This is a genomic window from Corynebacterium sp. MSK150 (assembly GCF_030229215.1).
In the GTDB taxonomy this organism is placed as follows: domain Bacteria; phylum Actinomycetota; class Actinomycetes; order Mycobacteriales; family Mycobacteriaceae; genus Corynebacterium.
Genome location: NZ_JASPHM010000001.1, coordinates 20572 through 44759 on the forward strand (window position 1 = coordinate 20572; position 24188 = coordinate 44759).

At 59.9% G+C, this 24188-nt stretch carries 23 protein-coding genes; 10 read left to right on the forward strand and 13 right to left on the reverse strand.

Features of this window, described 5'->3' with window-relative positions:
* Position 1 precedes the first annotated feature (1 nt).
* The 5 genes from QP941_RS00110 (at position 2) to QP941_RS00130 (ending at position 5068) form a co-directional block, all read left to right on the forward strand.
* Positions 2–3073 (forward strand): bifunctional [glutamine synthetase] adenylyltransferase/[glutamine synthetase]-adenylyl-L-tyrosine phosphorylase, encoded by a 3072-nt coding sequence (locus tag QP941_RS00110; RefSeq protein WP_284867592.1) that lies wholly within the window; start codon positions 2–4, stop codon positions 3071–3073.
* A gap of 97 nt (positions 3074–3170) precedes the next feature.
* The gene (locus QP941_RS00115) at positions 3171–3515 is read left to right on the forward strand and encodes a Cgl2226 family protein (RefSeq protein WP_284867593.1); all 345 of its coding nucleotides are present in this window, start codon (positions 3171–3173) and stop codon (positions 3513–3515) included.
* Between the two features lie 10 nt (positions 3516–3525).
* Positions 3526–3975 (forward strand): hypothetical protein, encoded by a 450-nt coding sequence (locus tag QP941_RS00120; protein WP_239279126.1) that lies wholly within the window; start codon positions 3526–3528, stop codon positions 3973–3975.
* Positions 3976–4131: 156 nt separating this feature from the next.
* Positions 4132–4350, forward strand: a complete 219-nt coding sequence (locus QP941_RS00125; RefSeq protein ID WP_284867594.1) for a hypothetical protein — start codon at positions 4132–4134, stop codon at positions 4348–4350.
* 10 nt (positions 4351–4360) lie between these two features.
* Positions 4361–5068 carry an AAA family ATPase gene (locus QP941_RS00130; protein WP_284867595.1) on the forward strand — a complete coding sequence of 236 codons (708 nt, stop codon included), beginning with the start codon at positions 4361–4363 and terminating at the stop codon, positions 5066–5068.
* Positions 5069–5082: 14 nt separating this feature from the next.
* Here the strand turns inward: QP941_RS00130 and QP941_RS00135 are convergent, their stop codons facing one another.
* Positions 5083–6390 (reverse strand): MFS transporter, encoded by a 1308-nt coding sequence (locus QP941_RS00135; protein WP_284867596.1) that lies wholly within the window; start codon positions 6388–6390, stop codon positions 5083–5085.
* A gap of 39 nt (positions 6391–6429) precedes the next feature.
* On the opposite strand from QP941_RS00135, the gene thrC reads away from it, so the two are divergent.
* Genes thrC through QP941_RS00155 form a run of 4 tightly spaced genes read left to right on the forward strand, consistent with a single transcriptional unit; the run spans position 6430 to position 9408 of the window.
* Positions 6430–7872, forward strand: a complete 1443-nt coding sequence (gene thrC / locus QP941_RS00140; RefSeq protein ID WP_284867597.1) for a threonine synthase — start codon at positions 6430–6432, stop codon at positions 7870–7872.
* 3 nt (positions 7873–7875) lie between these two features.
* Complete coding sequence (locus QP941_RS00145; protein ID WP_225746679.1) at positions 7876–8022, forward strand: hypothetical protein; 147 nt, start codon at positions 7876–7878, stop codon at positions 8020–8022.
* 10 nt (positions 8023–8032) lie between these two features.
* Entirely contained in the window at positions 8033–8833 is an 801-nt protein-coding gene (locus QP941_RS00150) for a trypsin-like serine protease (RefSeq protein WP_284867598.1), read from the forward strand.
* A gap of 29 nt (positions 8834–8862) precedes the next feature.
* Complete coding sequence (locus QP941_RS00155; protein WP_284867599.1) at positions 8863–9408, forward strand: NUDIX hydrolase; 546 nt, start codon at positions 8863–8865, stop codon at positions 9406–9408.
* 2 nt (positions 9409–9410) lie between these two features.
* Here QP941_RS00155 and QP941_RS00160 read toward each other — a convergent pair whose 3' ends face one another.
* The 5 genes from QP941_RS00160 to glnA all read right to left on the reverse strand — a co-directional run bounded on the left by QP941_RS00160 (position 9411) and on the right by glnA (position 13833).
* Entirely contained in the window at positions 9411–9785 is a 375-nt protein-coding gene (locus QP941_RS00160; RefSeq protein ID WP_284867600.1) for a hypothetical protein, read from the reverse strand.
* A complete protein-coding gene (locus QP941_RS00165) occupies positions 9785–9994 on the reverse strand; it encodes a hypothetical protein (protein WP_284867601.1) in 210 nt (69 codons plus the stop codon). The genes QP941_RS00160 and QP941_RS00165 overlap by 1 nt, the downstream gene beginning before the upstream one ends.
* An 18-nt stretch (positions 9995–10012) precedes the next feature.
* Complete coding sequence (locus tag QP941_RS00170) at positions 10013–10984, reverse strand: TDT family transporter (protein ID WP_284867602.1); 972 nt, start codon at positions 10982–10984, stop codon at positions 10013–10015.
* A gap of 173 nt (positions 10985–11157) precedes the next feature.
* Positions 11158–12063: an Abi family protein gene (locus QP941_RS00175; protein ID WP_284765732.1), complete on the reverse strand. Its 906-nt coding sequence runs from the start codon at positions 12061–12063 to the stop codon at positions 11158–11160.
* 336 nt (positions 12064–12399) lie between these two features.
* The gene (glnA, locus tag QP941_RS00180) at positions 12400–13833 is read right to left on the reverse strand and encodes a type I glutamate--ammonia ligase (RefSeq protein WP_284867603.1); all 1434 of its coding nucleotides are present in this window, start codon (positions 13831–13833) and stop codon (positions 12400–12402) included.
* Positions 13834–13951: 118 nt separating this feature from the next.
* On the opposite strand from glnA, the gene QP941_RS00185 reads away from it, so the two are divergent.
* A complete protein-coding gene (locus QP941_RS00185; RefSeq protein ID WP_005328129.1) occupies positions 13952–14425 on the forward strand; it encodes an RDD family protein in 474 nt (157 codons plus the stop codon).
* Between the two features lie 74 nt (positions 14426–14499).
* On the opposite strand, the gene QP941_RS00190 is transcribed toward QP941_RS00185, so the two are convergent.
* From QP941_RS00190 to sucB, 7 genes are all read right to left on the reverse strand, one after another.
* Positions 14500–15285, reverse strand: coding sequence for a DUF4191 domain-containing protein (locus QP941_RS00190; protein WP_284867604.1), 786 nt, complete (start codon positions 15283–15285; stop codon positions 14500–14502).
* 81 nt (positions 15286–15366) lie between these two features.
* Positions 15367–16431 carry a lipoyl synthase gene (gene lipA / locus QP941_RS00195; RefSeq protein ID WP_284867716.1) on the reverse strand — a complete coding sequence of 355 codons (1065 nt, stop codon included), beginning with the start codon at positions 16429–16431 and terminating at the stop codon, positions 15367–15369.
* Positions 16432–16558: 127 nt separating this feature from the next.
* Positions 16559–17362, reverse strand: a complete 804-nt coding sequence (gene lipB / locus QP941_RS00200) for a lipoyl(octanoyl) transferase LipB (protein ID WP_284867605.1) — start codon at positions 17360–17362, stop codon at positions 16559–16561.
* Positions 17363–17442: 80 nt separating this feature from the next.
* Entirely contained in the window at positions 17443–17835 is a 393-nt protein-coding gene (gcvH, locus tag QP941_RS00205) for a glycine cleavage system protein GcvH (protein WP_005324433.1), read from the reverse strand.
* Positions 17836–17871: 36 nt separating this feature from the next.
* The gene (gcvT, locus tag QP941_RS00210) at positions 17872–18984 is read right to left on the reverse strand and encodes a glycine cleavage system aminomethyltransferase GcvT (protein ID WP_284843745.1); all 1113 of its coding nucleotides are present in this window, start codon (positions 18982–18984) and stop codon (positions 17872–17874) included.
* Between the two features lie 2 nt (positions 18985–18986).
* Positions 18987–21830: an aminomethyl-transferring glycine dehydrogenase gene (gene gcvP / locus QP941_RS00215; RefSeq protein ID WP_284867606.1), complete on the reverse strand. Its 2844-nt coding sequence runs from the start codon at positions 21828–21830 to the stop codon at positions 18987–18989.
* 293 nt (positions 21831–22123) lie between these two features.
* Positions 22124–24169 carry a 2-oxoglutarate dehydrogenase, E2 component, dihydrolipoamide succinyltransferase gene (gene sucB / locus QP941_RS00220; protein WP_225746691.1) on the reverse strand — a complete coding sequence of 682 codons (2046 nt, stop codon included), beginning with the start codon at positions 24167–24169 and terminating at the stop codon, positions 22124–22126.
* Positions 24170–24188 lie beyond the last annotated feature (19 nt).

The window sequence follows — 24188 nt, forward strand, 5'->3', positions numbered from 1 at the left end:
AATGCGTCCTGCTGCTGTGCCTTCACCGGCCACACTAGGCCTTACCCGCCCGCACGCCGCCCAGGATATTGAGCAGCTGGGGTGGAAGAATCCGGAATCGGTGGATCTGTTGTGGACCCTCGCTGCCGTGGGCGACCCAGACCTGGCTCTCAATAATCTGATCCGCATCTATGAACAAGCCCCAGAGCTAGATGATGCCGTGCGGTCCAATGAAACCTTGCGCGTGCGCCTCTTCGCTTTACTGGGGGCGTCGACCGCCTTTGGCGATCATCTCGCGGCGCACCCTGAACTGTGGCGAGAATTAGAAAAACCCCTTCCTCAGCCCGAAGAGATGCTGCAAAGCTTGCTTGGTGCCGTCGATGCCCAGCCTGCGGACTTTGCTCACGACGTGGACCGGCCCGATCCGGCGCGCGAGGACTTGAGCGCGGCGGGTACTTACCGTGCCGGCGAGGGTGAGCATAAGCAGGCGCTGCGCACGACCTACCGCACTTTGATGATGCGCATTGCCGCCTGCGATGTGGCGGGCACCTTTCATTCACGCAAGGGCCAGACCAAGCTGCAGCCGGAGGTAGGATTTCGCCAGATTACGGCGCTGACCACCGCGCTTGCCGACGCCGCCTTAACCGCCTCCCTTGCCTGCGCGGTGCGCACCATCTACGGCGATGACCCCTTGGATGCACAGCTGGCAGTCATGGCGATGGGCAAGTGCGGCGCAGGCGAGCTGAACTATATCTCCGATGTGGACGTTATCTTCGTCGGCAGCGAAGCAACCCCTAGGGCCACGCGGCTAGCGGCGGAGTTTAATCGCATTGGATCCACCACCTTCTTCGAGGTGGATGCCAACCTGCGCCCGGAGGGAAAGTCGGGCGCATTGGTGCGCACTTTGGAATCCCACGTGGCCTACTACAAGCGATGGGCGGAGACGTGGGAATTCCAGGCGCTCCTTAAAGCGCGCGCCATGACGGGCTACCTCCCACTAGGCCAGGACTATTTGGACCAGATCCGACCGATGGTGTGGACGGCGTCGCAGCGCGAGTCCTTTGTTGAGGACGTACAGGCCATGCGCCGCCGCGTGCTGGCCAATGTTCCCGCAGAGCTCAAACACCGCGAGCTGAAGCTAGGCGTGGGCGGCCTGCGCGATATCGAATTTGCTGTCCAGCTCCTGCAGTTAGTGCATGGTCGCTCTGATGAGACGCTGCGTGCGCTTTCCACGGTGGAGGCGCTGGAGGCGCTGATTTCAGCGGGGTACGTCGGCCGCGAGGACGGCACCCAGCTCATTGAAGCCTATGAGTTTTTGCGCCTGCTTGAGCACCGTCTGCAATTGGAGCGCTTCCGCCGCACGCACACGCTGCCGGAAAAGGACGATGAAGAGGGGATGAAGTGGCTGGCGCGCATCGCCGGCTTTTATCCGCAGGGCACCAAGTCGGCGGCCGAGCGCATGCTATCGCACCTGCGCCGAATCCGTCTGCGGATCTCCGAGCTGCACTCGCGCTTGTTCTACCGGCCGCTGCTTAATTCCGTGGTCACCATGTCCGCCGATGAGCTCAAGCTTTCGCCGGAGGCCGCCAAGCTGCAGCTGGCCGCGTTGGGCTATAACCACCCCGACCGCGCATTCGAGCACTTGACCTCCTTGGCGGCGGGAACCTCGCGCAAGGCACGCATCCAGGCGATTTTGCTGCCTACCTTGATGGAATGGCTGGCTGATACCGCAGACCCCGATATGGGTCTGTTGAACTATCGCAAGCTCTCGGAGGCCGCGAACGATAGGTCGTGGTTCTTGCGCATGCTGCGCGATGAAGGAATTGTGGGCCAGCGGCTCATGCACATTCTGGGTACCTCGCCGTTTACTTCTGATCTGATTATTAGCGCGCCGGATTCGGTTAAGCAGCTTTCCGACGGCGCCACTGGCCCCAAACTGCTAGAAACCAAGCCCGAACAGGTTTCCAAGGCGCTGGTCAATTCCAGCAAGCGACACGCCGACCCGGATAAAGCGGTGGCGGTGGCGCGCTCGTTGCGCCGGGTTGAGCTGGCCCGCATCGCCAGTGCGGATTTGCTGGGCTTCATGCCGGTCAAGCAGGTGTGTCACGAGCTTTCCACAATTTGGGATGCCGTCCTTGAGGCTGCACTTCGCGCCGAGGTGCGCGCGTGGCGCCTTGCCAATGAAGACGCAGAGCCGCCAGCGCGCATCGCCGTCATTGGCATGGGCCGCTTGGGAGGCATGGAGCTGGGCTTTGGTTCAGATGCGGACGTGCTTGTGGTGGCAGAACCTACCGAACCAGCAGATGACTCTGGTGCGGAAGGGGAGGCCGTGAAGTGGGCCATCGGGATCGTCGATAAGCTCCGGCGCCGCCTATCTAAGCCTTCGGGCGACCCGCCGCTGGACGTCGATTTGGGCCTGCGCCCAGAGGGCCGCTCTGGTGCGGTGGCGCGCACCATCTCCTCCTATGAGCGTTACTACCGCGAGTGGGGCGAGTCTTGGGAGCTGCAGGCTTTGTTGCGCGCGGCCTTCGTGGCTGGTGACAAGGAAGTAGGCGAGCGATTTATGTCCATGGTCGATAGCTTCCGCTACCCAGAAGGCGGCGCGAGCGCCTCGACCATTCGCGATATCCGGCGGATGAAGGCGCGCGTGGACAATGAGCGCCTGCCGCGCGGTGCGGACCGCAATATGCATACCAAGCTGGGGCGCGGTGCGCTCTCAGATATTGAATGGACTGTGCAGCTCCTGACCATGATGCATGCTCACGAGTATGCCCAACTGCACGATCCGTCCACACTCCGCGTGCTCGATGCTTTGGAGGAAACCGCAATCCTGTCTGCCGATCAGGTCTCGGACCTGCGCGAAGCCTGGCTTATGGCTACCGACGCCCGCAATGCACTGGTGCTCGTGCGCGGCAAGCGCGTCGACCAGTTGCCCGGGCCCGGTCCGCAGCTGGCCCAGGTAGCCGGTGCCGCTGGCTGGCCGCCGGAGGACAACCAAGGGTTTCTAGAAAACTATCTGAAACTTACCCGTCATGCCCGGAAGGTTGTAGATGAGGTCTTCTGGGGCGAGGAGGAATCCTTCGAGCATTCTTAGAGTTAGCCTTGAAAGTCCCCGATGTGCGCACCACGCCCTTACTTTTTGCACTTGCGGACTCTAAAGTGGGATGGGAATAAGAAAGGACTGGCTAGTTATGTCTTTTAAGCTGCAACTCGATGTGGACAACGCCACGGTGGGCGAACTATCCGCGCTGCTTTCCGCAGCGCGTGCCGCGGGCGTGCGCGACGGTGACGCCCTCCGCCTTGATGGCACTACGTTGACCATCGAGGTCTCCACGCCGAGGGAGGAAAAGCCAGCGCCGCCGCGCCGGGAACCATCGCCTGATAGTTCCCGCCAGGCCCCTCGCTCGTGGGGGCGCGCCGACCGCATAGGGGAGGCCACCATCCGCTCCATCATCGACGCACTCAATGATCGCGGCGAGAACCCTCGCGGCAATGACTACGGTTCCTTCGGCGATAGCGCTGGTTACCATGGCTAAAATCAGCGGAGTGTATCGACATAAGCTCATCTACCTGTGGGCCTTTGTAGCCGTGGCCGTCATCGTGGCTATCGCTGTCGGGGTGTGGGCCACCAATCGCGATAATCCCCCCAAGGGGACGAAGACGGTGGGCGAGGCCGTGGCTGGTGGCGTAGTCCAAGAAGACATGCCCGCACAGGTCAATGGTGCTATCAAAGGCGATGATTCCACCGACGCCAACCGCGTGACCTCCTTGGCGAAGGCGCTGGGCATCCCGCTCAATTCCGTCCCGCGGGATATTACCCAGACTGAAAACGGCAAATCCGATGTGCGCGTCTACCTCGAGCGCGAGCTCAACAGTGCGGTGGAGTCTGGTGACATCAGCGAATCCGATGAAAAGGCAGTCCTCGTAGCATTTGAGAGAGGCCTTGTGATGCCGGCCAGCGATGGCATCGTGGCTGAGAGCTATCCAGCAAACTAGCCCTTTATTTCCTCGCGATTTCCTCGCGAACTGGGCGCGAAAATTCAGGTAACCCGCAGCTAGGCGGCATGGCCTTGGCAGTAACTCTTCCTAAGGTAAAACATCACAAATTGGTAACGGGCAGGGTGCTCGGTGCCGAAGCCTCTGGAGGAGACTATGACTTTCAAGACCACGCTGTCGACCGCGGTGGGAGTACTCGCCGCCATTGCCATCCCCATCACCGGCGGGGTAGGGGTGGCCTATGCCGTCAATACCGTGCCGACCGATACCATCGCCCAGTCAGTTCCGGCCGGCGACTTGGGTGGCCACCTGAAAAACTTTGGCGCAGCGGCAGCGCAGGAAGATGCGCTGCGCGTACTCGATGAACTGAATTAACCTAGGGCCCATGCTGGTTGATGCCCTAAGCCTGAAGTTCAAGCCCGATGACTACCGCGCCGAGCTGCCTGTCTTCGACTACTTAGTTGATTTGGGCAGCTTCAAGTTGCGAAGCCCTGTCACCGTCTTCGTAGGTGAAAACGGCATTGGCAAATCGAGCTTGCTCGCTGGCGTGGCTAGTGATTTGGGTTGTTCTCCCGCGGGTGGCCGCATGGGTGACCCAGATGAAATCGTTCCTCGCAGCCCCATCCGCTGTGTTACAGACGAAGTTATCCAGCGTGCCTATTTCCTGCGCGCCGAAAAGCACGAGTACTTGATTGGACGTGGGGATTCAGCGGCCGAACGTGGCGGCCGTTCGACTCTTTCTCAGAATGTGGATTTGTCCCGCCGCTCGCACGGGCAATCCGTCTTTGACCTGCTTTACGAGCACATCAATGGCCAAGGCGTGTACATCCTGGATGAGCCAGAATCAGGTCTGTCCGTTATCCGGCAACTAGCCCTCGTAGGGGAAATTGCCCAAGCAGTTGACCGCGGCGCACAGGTCATTATTGCCACGCACTCGCCAATTCTTCTGGCCTGCCCTGGTGCGGACATTGTGGAGCTCAACGATACTGGCTTTGAACGCATCGCCTTCGACGAGGCGGAAGCCGTGGCGGCGACCCGGGAACTTCTGGCGGACCCTGAGGGGACCATTCGCTTTATCCTCAACCCGGAGTGATCAACCGAGAGTTTCTAGGAAACCTCCACGATGGTGACAGAAGGCCCGTCTTCGCCCGCGCGACGGCGAAGGAAGTGGGTGATGACCACACCAATCATGCCTACTACCCAAACGGCTAGCACCGCAGCCGCCGCGGCAGTGAAATCCGGCATGGAGTAATCAGGGGCGTCGGAGGAGTGGTCCAACACCATTCCGAAGAGCTGCGCGCCCAACATGCCGGAGGTAAACCCGCCCATATTTCCCAAGCCCGTGGCTGTGGCCACCACCGAGCGGTCCATGCGCTCACGCACGATATCGAAGCCATAGTTAGCCGTCGGCGTGCACAGCGCGGTAACGAAGGACACCACCAAAATTGCGACCACACCGCTGTCGGTACCAAAGGTAAAGAAAATCAGCCAGGTCAGTGCGTGAATTGCTACAAACCCGAGGCTAAGCCACGGGCGGACATGCTGCGCGCGGGAGGAAATCTTGCCGTGCAAGGGGCCGACGATGACCAAGAATACCGCCAGCAAGGTGAGAACCAGGCTGGACTTGGCCTTGGACATCTCCATGCCCTGGGTCATCATGGGCATGCCCCAGAGCATGACAAAGACGATGAGCGGGAGCATGCCGATGTAGTGGATGAAGTAAGCCTGCCAGGCCACCGGGGAGCGGAATACCGTTTTCAAGCGGGCGGGGATGCTGGTGGCCTGCGAGTTGGGTGGTTCCTTCTCCGTGGGAATAATCCCCAACTTCTCTGGTGAGTCTGCCACCGCCACGATAGCGGCGATGGCTACCAAGATTCCTACCGCGCCAAGGGTAACGAAGGCGGCGGTCCATCCGGCCGCACCCAGCAACCACAGGAAGGGCACCGCGGAAATGAACTGACCCATTTGCCCCAACGACGACGTCACCTGGGTGAACATGGGGGTGCGGTGCAGTGGGAACCAATAGGGCAGGATGCGCATCACGGAGAGAAATGCCGTGGCATCGCCCGCGCCGATGAGAACGCGCGCGGCAATGGCTACGCCATAGCTGGTGGTAAAGCCCAGTACCACTTGGCCAATGCCCATAATGACGGCGCCGACCACGAGGAGTAAGCGCGGGCCAAATTTATCAATCAAGATGCCGGTGGGGATTTGGGCTAGGGCATACACGCCCAACTGCACAGAGGTAAAGACCGCGATACGGCCGGCATCGACATCGAAGCGCTCAATGGCATCCAAACCGGCCACACCAAAAGAGGTACGGCCGGTAATCGCTACGAGGTAGACCGCCATGGCGGCTACCCAAATGCCTAAAGCCTGAGTGGTAATGACTTCTCGGGGATTCGGATGCGACATGGCTGATACCTTACGCCTTAACTACTAAGATTCTTTTGTGTGAAGTACATTTCGACCCGCGATACCGCCCGTCAGCCCGCATCTTTTACAGATATTCTCCTCGGTGGGCTTGCCCCCGATGGCGGTTTATACCTGCCTGAGAGCTACCCACAGCTAGATACCGCCACTTTAAATTCATGGCGCAGGCTCCTAGCGGACAAGGGCTACGCGGCGCTTGCGGCCGAGGTACTTAAGCTTTTCATTGACGATATTCCAGCGCAAGACATCGAGGATATCGCCGCGCGCGCCTATACCAGCCCCAAATTTGCGGACCCGGAAATCGTTCCCGTCACCGAATTAGGCGAGGGCCTTTTTATCGGCCATTTATCCGAAGGGCCAACTGCAGCATTTAAGGACATGGCCATGCAGCTTTTGGGTGAGCTCTTTGAATACGAGCTCGCCCGCCGCGGTGAGACCCTCAATATTCTGGGCGCCACCTCCGGCGATACGGGGTCCTCTGCAGAGTATGCGATGCGCGGTCGCCACGGCATTCGCGTCTTTATGCTCACCCCGGCCGGCCGAATGACGGCCTTCCAGCAGGCACAGATGTTTGGGCTGGATGACCCGAATATCTTCAACATCGCTCTAGATGGCGTTTTCGATGATTGCCAGGATGTGGTCAAGGCGGTATCGGGAGACGCTGACTTTAAGGCCGCCTACCGCATTGGCGCGGTCAATTCCATTAACTGGGCACGGCTGATGGCCCAGGTGGTCTACTACATTTCCTGCTGGCTCAAGGTCACCGAAACTGCCGATCAGAAAGTTTCCTTTAGCGTTCCCACCGGTAACTTTGGCGATATCTGTGCCGGCCACATCGCTCGCCAGATGGGCCTTCCCATTGATCGTCTTATCGTGGCTACCAATGAAAATGATGTGCTGGATGAGTTCTTCCGCACCGGAAACTACCGGCCGCGCCCAGCCGTAGAGACCATGGCAACCTCTTCGCCGTCCATGGATATCTCGCGCGCCTCGAATTTTGAGCGCTTTGCGTTCGACTTGCTCGGCCGCGATGCAGCCGAAACCGCGGAGCTATTCGGCACCAAGGTGAAAGAGGGCGGCTTTAGCCTCGACCACGACAAGATTGCCGCTGCCCGCGAGGACTATGGTTTCCTGTCCGGTTCCTCCAGCCATGCCGATCGCCTAGCCACCATCAAGGATGTACACGAGCGCTTTGATTACCTGGCGGATCCGCACACGGCCGACGGCATCAAGGTGGCTCGTGGCGCACAGCGCGAGGGCGTAGAAACGCCCATCGTGTGTCTGGAGACCGCGCTGCCGGTGAAGTTTGCCGAGACCATCACGGAAGCCATCGGCTCTGCCCCTGAGCCGCCCGAGCGCTTTGCCGGCATCCTCGATGCTGAGCGGCACGTCAAGGACTTGCCTAATGATGCCGCGGCGGTCAAGGATTACATCACCACGTCGATTCAGAAAACGGAGGTTTAGACCATGGCCCTAGAAAATTTTGCCGGCCCAGAACACTACACCGAGTTTGATCCGGAAAAATTCATCCGCGATCTCAAAGCCCAGGCGGAGATGGATGCGGAAGAAGAGAACAAGGACAACGCCGGGAATGCGGACGCGGAGAGCAACTAGCGTTTTTGTAGTGTGCACGGCCGCGTTCCTTGCAGCCTGCAGCCCGGTGCGGGGTGGGGAAGAACCAAGTTTCTCCGCCCTGTCTTATAAAAACCTCATTCCTAACGAGTCCTATTCCCCAGCCGCGGCGCCGCTCGCTCCGGGCACCGCCTTAGATCTCTCCGGCGATGAACCGCGGCCGGGCGCCTACTTCAACTACCAGTCGTGTACCGCGGCATGGTCATTTACGCTTGCCGACGCCCGCACGATCGCCGTTACCGCTTCCCATTGCGGCAAACCCGGCGATAAGGTCTGGGCCGGCACCGCCGACGGCGACTTTAGCTACCCCGCCGAACCTATCGGCGAGGTCATCTACTCTGATTTCTATTCCGAAGATAGCCACGACCTCGATGTGGCCTTTATCGAGATCACCGGCAGCGCTGAGTACTATGTCCCCGGGGCAGTAGACAATAGCGTCGCCACCTCCCTGGCCCACCTGCCGCATCAGGTGTGCAAGCTTGGCCGCGTGACCGATGAGACCTGTGGCACGCTTTCCCACGATGCAGAGATGGCGCAGCTGAACTCGGAGGGACTCCAGCGGGATTCGCTCGCCGCTAGGGCGCGCGTATGCAGCACCAATGGTGACTCCGGTGGTCCGGTGTACGGCGAGGTAGAAGGAAAGCAAACCATCGTGGGCGTGGTTTCCGGAACGACGCAGCGCCTCGAAGAAGGTCATACCTGCCAGACCACGCTGACGGACATGGAGCTATCTTTCACGTTGGCCACCGATATTCAGCTTCTAGCTAAAGAGGTCTTGGGGCCCATGGCCTAAGTGCGCCGCACTGGTCTACGCTAGGTGGCATGCCGACTCCAGATTTTATTGTTCAGCTGCGCGAAAAGATTGGCCACGATCAGATCTTTGTGCCGGCCTGTAGCGCCATCATCATCCGCGATGTGCCGGCAGACGCCGCACTCTGGGAAGTCCCCTCCGTGCTCCTAGTAAAGCGTTCCGATAACGGTACGTGGACCCCGGTGGAAGGAATCTGCGAGCCAGGCGAAGAGATTACCACCACCGCGCTGCGAGAAGTCAAAGAGGAAGTGGGACTCGACGCCAAAGTGGAAGCCCTTTTGGGCGTGGGGAAGTCCGGGCCAGTGACCTACCCCAACGGCGATGAGTGCACATTCATGGGAACCGCGCTGCGCGTATCAGTAGCAGAAAATGCAGAGCCGGTGATTAGCGATGAAGAAAATACCGAGGCAGGGTGGTTCTCCGTGGCAAAGCTTCCCGATAGCGTGTCGCGCCGCCACCGCCTCATGATTGCCGACGCCGTAGCGCAGATGAAACATCCCCGCGGTTTTGCCCCGCGCATGGGCTGGATGAAGCGCAGCGAGCAACCGGGACTGTAGGGCTAGTCTTCTGCGGCGTCGGCAAGCAGCCCGCACAACTGCTGCGGATCCTGGGCGGCGATGAGTTCTTGTGCAATGCAATCGCGTGCAGCGTCGATATCAGCTCCGTTGCCACACGCAATCACGGTATCGCCGATAGTAAGTAGGAGCTGTCCGCGCCGGGCTAAGTCATAAAAGAGCGGGCAGTCTTGTGCACCCCAGCGCCAGGCCGTGGCGTAGAAGTCCCGCGCGCCTGCGCCAAGCCACGACGTCTCCATCAGCAGGTGGCCGCGGCGCAGATAGATGCCGTCTCGCTGCAGGCCAGCGAGTACGTCTCTCACCGCAGTCAGGTTGGCGTGGTCCCAAGCGATGAAGGTGATAGGGGAGTTATTATGCATCAGCGGCGCCGGCGACGATTACCATCTGCACGGCCGCCGGAATAGGCGCGCACGGAATTTTCGCCGCCCTCGGGCTCCAAGTCATCTATGCCCCAGGAATCTTCCGCATAGATTGCGTATTCCCTGCTCCAATGCTCGCGCCGCGGTCGGGCTGCACGCGTGCGTCGGCGTGTGCGGCGCTTTCCTCGTTCGAAGCTGGCGTCTCGCATAGTGGCTTAGCCTCCTTGCTACCTTTTGGGCCCAGTCTTAATGAGCGGCTCTTCAGGGCCGGTTTCCTTCTTTCCTTCCCACACCCAGCTGAGGAAGCGGGTGGAGCACAGCATCCAGTGGGCGGTGAGGAGGACGGGAATGGTGAGCGCAATGGCGTCGATAAGCTCAGAGCCATTGACCAATGCCAGCTGGTGACCGCCCATGCTCACAGTGCCCGGCGGGAACGTGCAGGACCACCACGCCGGGGAGTACGGAACCCACCGTGCCACATTGGGATAGAAGGTAAACATGGCGTAGATGGACAGCGGAATGGCGATAATAAGCGCCGTAACGCCGTAATAGATGGACACCGGGCCGGGGAAGAGAATCTGCATTGCCGTGGTGGACTGGCCCACCACGCCTAACGGAACCCATGCGGTGGCTGATTTCGCGCCGGTGAAATCCACCTTGCCGTGCCAAGCGGCCCAATACACGCGGGCGAAGGTGGGCACCGCCGTCACCAGGGACATGAAGAAAAATACCGTACCCATCACGTGGTAGAGCGGGCCGTAATCATTAGCTAGCCAACCGGAAACGGAAGCCGAAATCATAGGGCCGACCAGCGGCAGGCCCCAGGTGAACTTCGGCTCGCCATCAAAGCGCGTGAGCTGGATAGCCCACGTAATAACCGTAACCGGGCCACCGATCCAAAAGCCCACGAGGCGGAAGGTAGGGATATCCGTCAGACCGGAAAGCGCGGCACCGAGCGCCAAGATTCCGATGAAAAACATCGACCACTCCGCCATAGTGGTGCGCTCAAAACTAGGATGGCGGTAGCGCAAGAAGCCCGCGGTGAGAACGACAAAGATGACGCACGCGATGGCGGCAAAAATGCCGGCCAAGATCATCAATCCTTCTTCCACGAGCAGGCGCGAAACGATGGAGGTGCCCATGAGGCTGCCTCCCCACGCGGGGCCAGGGGCCGGGAGTTGGCGGAATCTATCAGTCACACCCACATGTTAATTTCTTTCGGTCGGGTTATCAGAATTCTGTTGTCGTTTTTACTGGTGAGAACTCTCAACTGGCGCTGAATTAGGGGCAGGGGTCAAGACTTTAAGGATATGTGGCCGGGGTCGCATGAAAAGGGCCCAGAATACCATTGTGTGTTCATGCACCAAGAGGGCTATGAATGATGAGGATTCGCTATACCTTGGTGGAAAGCCGGAGTTCGTTTGACCAGCTCTATATACTCATCCAAAAATCCAACCCACGAATTAGTAAGAAAGAGAAAGTTATCAAGGGCTACAATTACTGCCAGTAGTGAGTTCTCGCCATAATTTCGACCTAAAACTTTCTCAGCACGCCGTTTCGTAGCACTAGAAACTGAAGGTTGGTCCAAAACGAAACTGTTCCATAACCGAGCTGAGTGAGCGCATTTATTTCTCACGAAGGTAAAAGAGCGCAATTGGCGCGCTAAGTATTGTTTCTTTACGCCAAGAATGGAACAAGTCTTTGCGTAAACTCGGTTGTCATCGTTTCGGAAGCTTATTGCTTTCGACAACGTACCAAAGGACAATGCCTCGACTGCCACCCAAATTGGAACATCGTAAACCCACCTTTCAGTGTCGGCCCCTGAGTCCTTTTGGTATTTATGGAGGTATGGTTCCTTAGACCGCTTGAGCTCACTGATAATTAGATCGTGTGTGGGCGGCATGGCCGGATTTGGTGGGCGCCGGTACGCAGTGGGCTGAAGATACTTCTCATAAGGAGAATGGATTTCACCTTCGCTGAGAGCAAAGGCCGTCCTGGCCGCAAGCTCTGCTTCTTGGAGCCCGCGGAGTAGGAGAGAACGAAGTTCGAAGTCCAACCGGTAGATATTAACTATTTCATCCCACTGGGTGCCAGGAAAGAATTTGGCTTCGTCACCGGCTAAGTTTTCTTGGAAGTACCGCATGTAGCCCGAAAAGCGGTAATAGTTTTGACGCTCAAGGAAATCTTTAGCAGATTTTTCGGAAGGAAGAATTAACCCACGGCGTTGAATTAAACTGACTTGCTCTTCAATGCTAAGGAACTTCTTCCTGCGGTTCATTGCTTCAGAATAGCAAAGCCCCCCTCTCATATTGAGCTGTTCCTATGGGAAGCTTGGAGGGGGTATCGATTGCCTAAAGTATAGCTCAAAATGCGCAATCTTAGTAATCATTTGCGCAAGGTTTGCTCAAGTGCCATGCATTTGAAAACGCTGCGATAGTCAAACAACAAGGAGTGGGGCACCGCCAAGAACCAAGGACGCTTGTCAATGTTGGGTGCAAAATTTCTGAATCCAAAGTGCAAATAGATCTGCAAAGCCCCCAATCGGCACTCAGCAATTTGGGAGCCTAGGAAGGCGGAAAGCCGGTGGCGAGAGGGGGCGTGGGCAGGCGCAGCTCTAGCAGTCGAAGTACATCTCAAATTCCTGCGGGGTAGGACGCAGGCGGACCGGGTTAATCTCGTTCTCGTACTTGTAGTTGATGTAGGTCTCGATGAGATCCTCGGTGAAGACATCGCCTTCGGTGAGGAAGTCCATGTCCTCCTGCAGGGCCTTCAGGGAAGCCTCGAGGGAGGTCGGCGCCTGCGGGATGGACTCAGCCTCTGCTGGCGGCAGCTCGTAGAGGTCCTTATCAACTGGAGCGTGCGGCTCAATGCGGTTCTTTACGCCGTCGATGCCGGCCATCATCATGGCGGCAAAGCCCAAGTAAGGGTTGCCGGATGGGTCCGGTGCGCGGAACTCGATGCGCTTGGCCTTCGGGTTGGAGCCGGTAATCGGGATACGGATGGCGGCCGAGCGGTTGCGCTGGGAGTAGACCAAGTTAATCGGGGCCTCGAAGCCCGGCACCAAGCGGTGGTAGGAGTTCAGCGTTGGGTTAGTAAACGCAAGAACGGCACCGGCGTGGTGGAGGATACCGCCGATGTAGTAGCGGGCGATATCGGACAGGCCTGCGTAGCCAGCCTCGTCGTGGAAGAGAGGCTTGCCGTCCTTCCACAGGGACATGTGGGCGTGCATACCGGAACCATTATCGCCGGCCAGCGGCTTGGGCATGAAGGTTGCGGTCTTGCCCCACTGCGCCGCGGTCTGCTTAATCACGTACTTGAAGGTCTGAATGTCATCGCCCGCGTGCAACATGGAGTTGAAGCGGTAGTTGATCTCATTCTGGCCGGCGCCGACCTCGTGGTGGAAGCGCTCGATTTGGAAGCCAACCTTTTGCAGGTTCTCTACCATAGCGTCGCGTACCTCACCGTGCTTGTCATACGGCGCGGTGGGGAAGTAGCCGCCCTTCAGGCGGGTCTTGTAGCCGGTGTTCGGGGTGCCGTCGAAGTTGGTCTCGCTATCGCGGTTCCACCAACCTTCATCGGAATCAACCTCGTAGAAGCCGTGCTGGACGTCGGTGCCAAAGCGCACGGAGTCAAAGAGGTAGAACTCGGCCTCAGCGCCGAAGTTGCAGGTATCGGCAATGCCGGTGGACTGCAGGTACTCTTCCGCCTTGCGCGCGATGTTGCGCGGGTCGCGGGAGAAAGGCTCAAAGGTAAATGGGTCGTGGACGAAGAACTTGATGTTCAGGGTCTTGGCCGTGCGGAACGGATCGATATGCGCGGTGGCTGGATCCGGCAGCAGGGTCATGTCGGACTCATCGATGGTGGTGAATCCGCGGATAGAGGAGCCGTCGAAAGCAAGGCCATTTTCGGCATCTTCTACGGTGAACTCATCTGCTGGGATGGAAAAGTGGTGCTCGGTGCCTGGGACGTCCGTAAAGCGGATATCGACGAACTTTACGTCCTCGTCCTTAATAAATTGGACGATGTCCTGCACTGTCTCGAAAGACACGTTTGTCTCCTCGTTGTTGACCGGTGAATTGTCTCTCTATAGCCTACTAGGTTCCCACCGTCGGCATCGCGATTCCCCTCGTTTCACATCTCACTTTGTGCCCGCTAGATTGGTGAGCATGGCAGATAAGCGTACGTGGCTCGACGGGCCGAATATTCCGGGCGAATACGATGACATGGAAGGCCCCGGCCGCTGGCCGGGCGAAAAGCTCGGCCTTCCGGAGTCCGGGCCGGGGTCACTGGCCCCCGTTGGTCGCCGCGCCGGCGCCGTGGCGATTGACTGGATCGTGTGCATGCTCATTGCCAACCTGATCCACATGTTCACCACGGAATTGGGCGGTGTGGCCTTCTTGGGCTACGCCCTGTGGGTCATCATGGGCATTGTGTGTGGTTGGCTCTTTGCCCGCACCCCCGGCATGCTGCTGCTGGGGATGGGCGTGGCGCGTCTCGATGTCCCCGGTGCCCACGTGGGCCTATGGCGCGCGGCGTTGCGCACAGTGCTCACCGGTGTGCTGTTCCCAGCGGCCATGGTTGATGCGGATGGACGCGGAATGCACGACCGCGCCACCGGCACCATCGTTATCCGCTCCTAAACAGCCTGCTTTCAAGGGCATAAGAAAATCCCTGCTACGCCGTAGACGGTGTAGCAGGGATTAGCTTTAGGCGCTTATTTATTCTTCTTGCGCTGCTGGGCACGGCGCATGCGGCGGTTCATGCCGGCCATGTTCTGCGCCTGGTGGGGCATAGGGCCCTTAGGCATGCCCGGGGTGGTACCCGGCATGGAATCCATGGCCTCGATGCGGCGGATGTTGTCGTAGGTTTCGTTCTTATTGAAGTTGCGCGGCAGCTTCATGACCCTATTGCGCAGCTTGGATACGGGAACCTCGTCCTCGCCGTTGCCCACGAAGATCTCGTAGATAGGAACGCCGCCGGCGATCTTGTCTACACGCTTCTTAAGCTGGTTCAAGGTGGGGCGAACGCGGTTCTTATTGCCCTCGCAAACGAAGATGACGCCGGCGTTGCCGATGACGCGGTGGATAAGATCCTGTTGGCGGGTAGCGGCCACACCGGTCTTTACGGACCACACGATGCCCACGGTATTGCGCAGCTGCTGCTCTAGCGCCCAGCCGGCAGCGCCCGGCTGGTCTTCCACGCGCTTGTACATATCGCGCTCAAGGCGGCGGGTAAAGAGGAACATGGCGAGCAACGCGCCAATGCCCAAGCCGAGGATGAGCATGAACCACTGGCCGCTAAAAAGCAGGCCAATGAGGAAGAAGAGCAATCCCATGCCCAGGAAGGCACCCAGCATGATGGGGATAAGCGCCTTATCCTGCTTGCGCTGCATATTGAATGCTTGCCACATCTGGGACCAGGTTTGCTTACGCTGCTGGCGCTTGGCCGCGCGTTCTTGCTTCTTTGCAGCCTTTAGTGCTGCCTTGTCATCTTTCGCCATGGCTCCTACTTTAAAGGTCAACGGGCATAAATGTTAAAACGGCCCACGCGAAAAGCGCAGGCCGTTATGAAAACGTTCGGTTTAGCGGATGGTGGCCGCCGCCGAATTCGCATTAGCCGGGGTCTTGGCCATGCGGGTGGTCACTGGAGTCTCTTCCGAGGGGCCGTACTTCTCCAGCAAGGTGGAGGCCTCTTGGGCGGTGGCACCCTGGGAGGTCTCGGCCAGGTGCTTGAGATTTTCCGGCAGCTCGAAGCCGCGCTTTTCCATGGCCTGCACATAGAGGCGGCCGGCGCGGTAGGACGAGCGCACCAGCGGGCCAGACATGACGCCGCCGAAGCCGAGCTCCTTGGCTAGCTTGGAGTGGGCGACGAACTCCTCTGGGCGCACCCAGCGCTCAATCGGGTGGAAGCGCGGGCCGGGGCGCAGGTACTGGGTGATGGTGATGATATCGCAGCCGGCAGAGCGCAGGTCACGCAATGCTTCCTCGACCTCATCCTCGGTCTCGCCCATGCCCAGGATCAGGTTGGACTTGGTAATCAGGCCATAGTCGTGGGCCTGGCGGATAACGTCCAGGGAGCGCTCGTAGCGGAAGGCCGGGCGGATGCGCTTAAAGATGCGCGGCACGGTCTCCAGGTTATGGGCGAAGACCTCCGGCTTGGCTTCGAAGACCTCCTCGAGCAGGTCCGGCTTGCCGGAGAAATCCGGGGTGAGGTTTTCTACGCCGGTATGCGGGTTAAGCTCGTGAATCTTGCGCACGACCTCGGCGTAGAGCCATGCGCCCTCATCCGGGAGATCGTCGCGGGTAACGCCGGTAATGGTGGTGTAGTTAAGGTCCATCTCCTGGATGTTTTCGGCCACGCGGCGCGGCTCATCGCGGTCGAGTTCTTCCGGCTTGCCGGTGGCAATATCGCAGAAGTCGCAGCGGCGGGTGCACTTATCGCCACCGATAAGGAACGTAGCCTCGCGGGATTCCCAGCACTCGTGGATATTCGGGCAGCCTGCCTCTTGGCACACGGTGTGCAGGGAGGCACCGGTCACGCGGGACTTCATGTCCTCGTAGCCCGGGCCGGTGCGGACCTGGTTGCGAATCCAGCGTGGCTTTTGTTCGATGGGTGACTCCGCATTCTTCTTTTCAATGCGGAGCATCTTGCGTCCTTCAGGCTTTACAGTCACAAAAACTCACTTTATCGGTTGATGGTGGTGATGGCTAATAGCTCTTCTAGGTATAAGTCGCCAGGGTCACATCCTATTCCGCGCCAGCCCCGAACGAGGGCTAGTGCCGCGCTTGCCGACGCCTCTCCCGTGCCCTTTCATTGGCCAGCTTCGTGGGATCCGGGGCTGAGCCGAAGGTGTGGTCGGCAACGATGAGGCGGCCCGAGAGGGCGTCGTCCAGCGCTTGCAACAGCGGCTGGGTGGCGTCCTCGAGGGTGACTTGGTGGCCCAGTTCTAGGGACAGGGTGGTCACGTCGGCGTCGTCGATGCCGCAGGCCTCGATGTGGTCGTAGTACTCCAGCGTATTGCAGCAATTGAGCGCCAAGCCGTGCATGGTCACCCCGCGGGTAATGCGGATGCCCAGCGCGGCAATCTTGCGGTCGCGCTTCGGGGCAGCCGGATCCTTGGCCTGGGTGGTGGAGGGGACCCAGACGCCCGAGCGGCCGTCGATGCGCCCAGCGGTGGTCACCCCCATCTGGCGAACCGTCTGGATGGTGGCTTCCTCCAAGCGGCGGACATAGTCGACGACGTCGACAGGCTCAGCCAGCTTGATAATGGGGTAGATGACCAGCTGGCCCTCGCCATGCCAGGTAATGCGCCCGCCGCGGTCTACGGTGATGACGGGCAGGCCGTTATCCGGCATATCCTCTGGCTGGGTGCGCTTGCCGGCGGTATAGATATTGGGGTGCTCGACCACAAGCACCACGTCGCCCTGCTCGCCCTTGGCGCGGGCGGCCGCTACCTCGGCCTGGTAATCCCACGCCTCCTGGTAGTCCATCCGGCCCAGGAAACGGACCTCTAGTGGCTTATCGGAGGCGCGGATAGAGCGCTCGGCGGGGAAGAAAGGATCGCGTGGTGCAGTCATAGCCTCAAAGTTTCCTCTGGTGCGGTGGGCAAAGCAAAGCGGGAGGATGCGCGTGGCACACCCTCCCGCGTGGGGCCGAATTAGTCCAGGCCGTTAGCGGATGCGTAGGCGGCGGCATCCATGAGCTCGCCTGCCTCATCTACCTCGACCTCGAAGAGCCAGCCTTCACCAAACGGGTCGTTGTTGATGACGGCGTAGTCATCGTGCACGGCCTCGTTTACGGCCTTGACGGTGCCGGTGACAGGGGAGTAGAGGTCAGAGACGGACTTGGTGGATTCGACTTCGCCGCAGGACTCGCCGGCGGTGACGGTATCGCCCACCTCCGGTAGCTCGGCAAAGACAACCTCGCCCAGGCGATCGGCAGCGACGGAGGTAATGCCGATGCGCACGGTAGCGCCTGCGACGGCGTCAGCGGTGGCGTTGACCCACTCGTGGTCTTCGGAGTAGGAGAAATCTTGTGGAAGGGTAGCCATGGTGATGTAGTCCTTTCGGGCTGGTTGAGAAAGTGTTTACTTATCGCGCTTGTAGAACGGCAACGCGGTTACTTCAAAAGGATAGCGCTTGCCGCGGATCTCTACCTCGACTTCGGCGCCGGGCTCGAGTTCAGCGCTGGTTTCCAGCAGCGCGATGGCCACTGGGTGTCCCAGGGTGGGGGAAGGCTGGCCGGAGGTGACGGTTCCGACCTTCTTGTCTCCCACGAATACTTCGGCTCCGGCGCGCGCGGCGCGGCGCTGCGTGGAGGTGAGACCGGTGATCGCTACCTGTGGGCCTTCGGCAGCGCGCTGGCGGATGACCTCGGCGCCGACGAAATCGGCCTCCTTCTTGGCAAAGGCACGCGCCATGCCCGCCTCTACCGGGGTGATATCGCGAGAGAGCTCGTTGCCGTAGAGCGGCATGCCGGCCTCGAGGCGCAGGGAATCGCGGGCGGCAAGACCGCACGGCTTGAGGTCGTATTCCGCGCCGGCCTTGAGCAGTTCTTCCCACAGCTGTGGGGCATCGGAGTTATACACGATGAGCTCGAAGCCATCCTCACCGGTGTAGCCGGTGCGCGCGATAATGGCGAAGGTGCGCGCTACCTTGCCCATGGTGGCAGCGTAGTAGCCGAGGTTATATACCTCGTCCTGCTTATTGTCTTCTACCAGCGGGACGAGGATTTCTGCGGCCTTAGGGCCCTGGACGGCGATCATCGCGACGTCACGGGACTCGTTCTTCAGGGAAACATCGAAGCCCTCGGCGCGCTTATTGAGCTCGTCCCATACGGTATCGGCGTTGCCGGCATTCGGGACGACGAGGAATTTGTCCTCTTCAAAGCGGTAGGTAATCAGGTCATCGATGATGCCGCCGTCCTCAGCGGTAATCATGGAGTACTTGGCCTTGCCCACCTTGAGGGGCTCAAAGTTGGAGATGAAGGCATAGGACAAGAACTTGCCGGCGTCGGCGCCGTTGACCCAGATTTCGCCCATGTGGGATAGGTCAAAGAGGCCAGCGGTGCTGCGCACCGCGCGGTGCTCTTCCAGCTCATTCTGGTACTTCAAGGGCATATTCCACGGGCCGAAGGCCGTGAAGGTGGCGCCGAGCTTGTCGTGCTCGGCATGAAGCGGGGAGGTGAGTAGTTCGGTCATGGTTACTCCTCAGAATCGTCGATGTCGAAAGCTTCTGGTGGTGGGCAGCTACAGACCAGGTTGCGGTCGCCGTAGGCCTCGTCGATGCGGCGCACCGGCGGGAAGTACTTGTAGCTGTGGCGCAGGGATTTCACGGGCCACGCTGCCTTTTCGCGGCTGAAGGCGAACTCCCACGCATCGGCACCGACGGACTCCGCGGTAAATGGTGCGTGGTGGATAACGGAGCCTTCGTAGGACACCTCGCCGTCGATGATCTCTTGGATCTCGGCGCGGATGGTGCGCATAGCCTCGATGAAGCGGTCCAGCTCGGCCAAGTCTTCAGACTCGGTGGGCTCGACCATGAGGGTGCCGGCCACCGGGAAGGCGAGGGTCGGGGCATGGAAACCAAAGTCCACGAGGCGCTTGGCTACGTCAGCTGCGGTGACCCCGGAGGCGTCGGTAAGCGCGCGCAGATCCAGGATGCATTCGTGCGCAACCAAGCCAGCATTGCCGGTGTAGAGCACCGGGAAGGAATCTTCCAAGGACTTGGCCAGGTAGTTCGCGCCCAAAATCGCGTGGGCGGAGGCCTGGGCTAGTCCCTGCGTACCGGTCATAGCTAGGTACGCCCAGGAAATCGGCAGCACACCAGCCGAGCCGTACTTGGTATTGGTAATTGGCACGCCCTGGCCTACCGGGGTAGCGGTGGTGGCATCCAGCTGCGGATCCGCGGCGTTGGTGGGCAGGAAGGGGATGAGGTGCTCGGCTACTGCGACCGGACCCACGCCCGGGCCGCCACCGCCATGCGGAATGGTAAATGTCTTGTGCAGGTTGAGGTGGGAAACATCGCCGCCGAATTGGCCTGGGCGGGCCCAGCCGGTCAGCGCGTTCATATTCGCACCGTCGATGTAGACCTGGCCGCCCACCGCGTGGACCTTATCGCATACGTCGCGGACCTCCGGGTCAAAGACGCCGTGGGTGGACGGGTAGGTCACCATGATGCCGGCGATGTGGTTGCCGTGCTTGGCAATCTTGTCATCCAAATCTGCCAGGTCAATAGAGCCATCCTCGGCGGTCTTGACCACAACAACGCGCAGGTTAGCCAGCGTTGCCGAGGCCGCATTGGTACCGTGCGCGGAAGCTGGGATGAGCACTACATCGCGCTCGTTATCGCCATTGGCTACGTGGTAGCGGCGGATGGCCAATAGACCCGCCAGCTCGCCCTGGGAGCCGGCATTGGGCTGGATGGAGACCTTGGCGTAGCCGGTGACCTCGGCCAGCCAGCCTTCAATTTCGTCTACCAAGGCGCGCCAGCCGGCGGTCGTTTCCTCTGGTGCGTAGGGGTGGATGCCCGCAAACTCCGGCCAGGAGATGGGTTCCATGGCGGCGGTGGGGTTGAGCTTCATCGTGCAGGAGCCCAGCGGAATCATGGTGCGGTCGAGCGCCAGGTCCTTATCGGCTAGCTTGCGCAGGTAGCGCAGCATCTGGGTCTCGGAGTGAATGCGGTTGAAGATTTCGTGCTGGAGCGGCTCCTCGCCGCGCTGCAGGTTCTCCGGCAGAGTAAAGTCGGCCTCAGCAGCTTTGGCGCCGAAGGCCTGGGCGAGCTTGGCGACGTCCTCCTTGGTCGCCGACTCACCAAAGGACACCGATACCTTGTCCTCGCCGATGGTACGCACGAGGTAGCCCTCCTTCTGGAGGTCAGCCTTGATGGTGGCGGCGTCTACGCCGGCGACAGTAACGGTATCGAAGAAGTCCTCGGACACGAGTTGCTTCCCGGCATCCTTGAGGGACTGTGCAAAGGAGGAAGCGAGCGCGTGGACGCGCTGGGCAATGGCCTTGAGGCCTTGCGGGCCGTGGTAGACGGCGTACATGGAGGCGACATTGGCCAGCAGCGCCTGCGCAGTACAAATATTGGAGGTAGCGCGTTCACGGCGAATATGCTGCTCGCGGGTCTGCAGCGCTAGGCGGTAAGCGGGGCGACCATCCGCGTCCTTGGACACGCCTACGATGCGGCCAGGCATCTGGCGCTTCAGCTTTTCCGTGACTGCCATGTACGCAGCGTGCGGGCCGCCGAAGAAGAGCGGAACGCCAAAGCGCTGGGAAGAACCGAGCACAATATCGGCGCCCAGCGAGCCAGGTTCCTCCAGCAGGAGCAGCGAAAGCGGGTCGGTGGCCACGGTCGCCAGAGCGCCGCGGGTGTGCAGCTCCTCGATGATGGTGGAGGGGTCAAAGATATCGCCCTCGGTACCGGTGTAGGCGATTACTGCGCCGATGAGATCCTCGCCCACGAGGCCTTCGCGCAGGTCTACGATCTCTACCTCGAGGTCAATCGCGCGGGCGCGCTCCGCGGCGACGGTAAGCACCTGCGGGTGCAGGCGAGAATCCAGTACCACGCGGCGACCCTTCTTTACCGCGCGGGACATAAGCCCCACGGCTTCCGCGGTGGCGGAGGCCTCATCCAGCAAGGATGCATTCGCGATGGGCAGGCCGGTCAGGGACTCAATCATGGTCTGGAAGTTCAGCAGCGCTTCCAGACGACCCTGGGAGATCTCTGGCTGATACGGGGTGTAGGCGGTGTACCATCCCGCATCTTCCAATAAACCGCGGCGGATGACCGCGGGGGTGAGGGTGTCAGAAAAGCCTTGTCCGTAGAAGGACTTCAGCACGGTGTTTTGGTTGGCGTACTCCCGCAATGTAGCCTGCGCCTCATCTTCCGAGAGTGCCTCAGGAAGCTGAGGCAGTTCTGCGGCGCGGATCTTTGACGGAATGGCGGCATCGACCAGCGCGTCCACGCTGTCGTAGCCTACCTTCGCAAGCATGGTGGCCTGCTCCGCAGAATCCGGCCCTAGGTGGCGGGAGATGAATTCCATGTCAGTGAGACTCCTTAATAGGGGGACAGTGGCTGTAACCGCCCCAATTATATGTTTAACAATGGGTGAGCCGATCCCCCTTTGGAAACTTTTATGCAGCGCGTCACTGTATAGAACTGCGCCCAGTGCGCTCACCATGGGCTTAGGGGCAAGGCATCCTCAAGACCTCGAATAAAAGGGGATGGATTAGTCCGGTGATTGTGGATCCATCACCCCCACTTGGCACCCCAGACATAGCTAAAGCCTCTTAGCCCCGCAGTGGGGCTAAGAGGCTTCAAGCGGCGATAGAACCTTTAGACTTCGAGGTCTGCCTGGAAGTCAGCGGTCTGCAGGCGGTCCTTGATGGTGGTAATGAAGCGGCCTGCGTCCGCACCGTCAACTACCTGGTGATCGTAGGTGAATGGCAGGTAGCACATCTGGCGGATAGCGATGGCGTCCTGGCCATTCTCGTTGACAACAACTGGGCGCTTTTCAATGGCCGCGGTGCCCAGGATGCCGGCCTGTGGCGGAACCAAAATCGGGGTATCGAGCATGGCGCCCTCGGAACCGATGTTGGTCACGGTGAAGGTAGCACCGGTGAGATCGTTCGGCTTCAGCTTGTTATTGCGGGCCTTATCAGCCAGCTCTGCAATCTGCTGAGCGATCTGCGGCAGGGTCATGTCCTGTGCCTTGTGGATGACCGGGGTGAGCAGGCCCTTCGGGGTGTCAACGGCGATAGCGATGTTGACGTCCGAGTGGTAGGTCATTTCCTTGGTCTCTGGGTTATAAGACGCATTGACGTTCGGGTGGGAGACCAGAGCCTCGGCGGTAGCCTTCACGATGAATGGCAGGAAGGACAGGTTGGCACCGTGCTTGTCGATGAACGCCTGCTTGTTTTTCTTGCGCATATCCCAGATGGCAGTCATGTCGACTTCCTGGACGTGGGTAAGCTGCGCGGAAATCTGCAGCGCCTCGACCATCTTGGCAGCGGTGATTTCGCGGATGCGGTTGACCTTCTGGGTGGTGCCGATGAGCTCCTGCTTAGCCGGATCCACGGACTTGGTGGACCAACGTGCGCGTGGGGAGTTATCGGACTGTGCGCCAGACTTGGCAGGTGCATCGCCCTCGCCAGCAGCGGCGAGCACGTCCTGCTTGCGGATGCGGCCGCCCACGCCGGTGCCCTCAACAGTGTTGAGGTCTACGCCGTGCTTTTCAGCCAGCTTGCGTACCAGTGGGGTGACATAAGGAACGTTGTCGCCATTGTTTACCTTGGCAGAGGTGTTCAGGGAGGAATCCTGCTTGGACTCCTTCTTCTCCTCAGCCTTCGGTTCTGGCTTCTTCTCTTCCTTTTCTTCGGCCTTTGGCTCTTCCTTCTTTTCTTCCTGTGGCTCTGGCTTGGCCTCGGAGGAGGATGCGGTGGCGTTTTCGTCGCCGATGCGGGCGATGACTTCGCCGACCTCGATGGTGTCGTCCTCGTCTGCGAGGATTTCTACCAGGGTGCCTGCTACTGGGGAAGGAATTTCGGTGTCGACCTTGTCGGTGGAGACCTCGAGCAGTGGCTCGTCTACCTCGACGGTGTCGCCTACGGACTTCAGCCACTGCGTGATGGTGCCCTCGGTGACGGATTCGCCGAGTTCTGGCATTTCCACGTCGGCTGCGTCACCGGAGCCGCCGTTGGAGGAGTCAGCCTTTGGCTCTTCCTTTTCTTCGGCCTTTGGCTCTTCCTTCTTTTCTTCCTGTGGCTCTGGCTTGGCCTCGGAGGAGGATGCGGTGGCGTTTTCGTCGCCGATGCGGGCGATGACTTCGCCGACCTCGATGGTGTCGTCCTCGTCTGCGAGGATTTCTACCAGGGTGCCTGCTACTGGGGAAGGAATTTCGGTGTCGACCTTGTCGGTGGAGACCTCGAGCAGTGGCTCGTCTACCTCGACGGTGTCGCCTACGGACTTCAGCCACTGCGTGATGGTGCCCTCGGTGACGGATTCGCCGAGTTCTGGCATTTCCACGTCGGCTGCGTCGCCGGAGCCGCCGTTGGAGGAGTCAGCCTTCGGCTCTTCCTTCTTTTCTTCTGCTTCTTCCTCGCCCTTGTCAGCGGAGGAGTCGTTGGATGCGGAGCCTGCCTCATCCTCGTCACCGATGATGGCGATGACCTCGCCGACCTCGATGGTGTCATCCTCGTCAGCCTTAATTTCAATAATGGTGCCGGCTACGGGGGAGGGGATTTCGGTATCGACCTTGTCAGTGGAGACCTCGAGCAATGGTTCGTCGACCTCGACGGTGTCGCCTACGGACTTGAGCCACTGCGTGATGGTGCCTTCGGTTACGGATTCGCCCAGCTCGGGCATCTCAACGGAGTTCGCCATGAGTTATAAGACTCCTCGA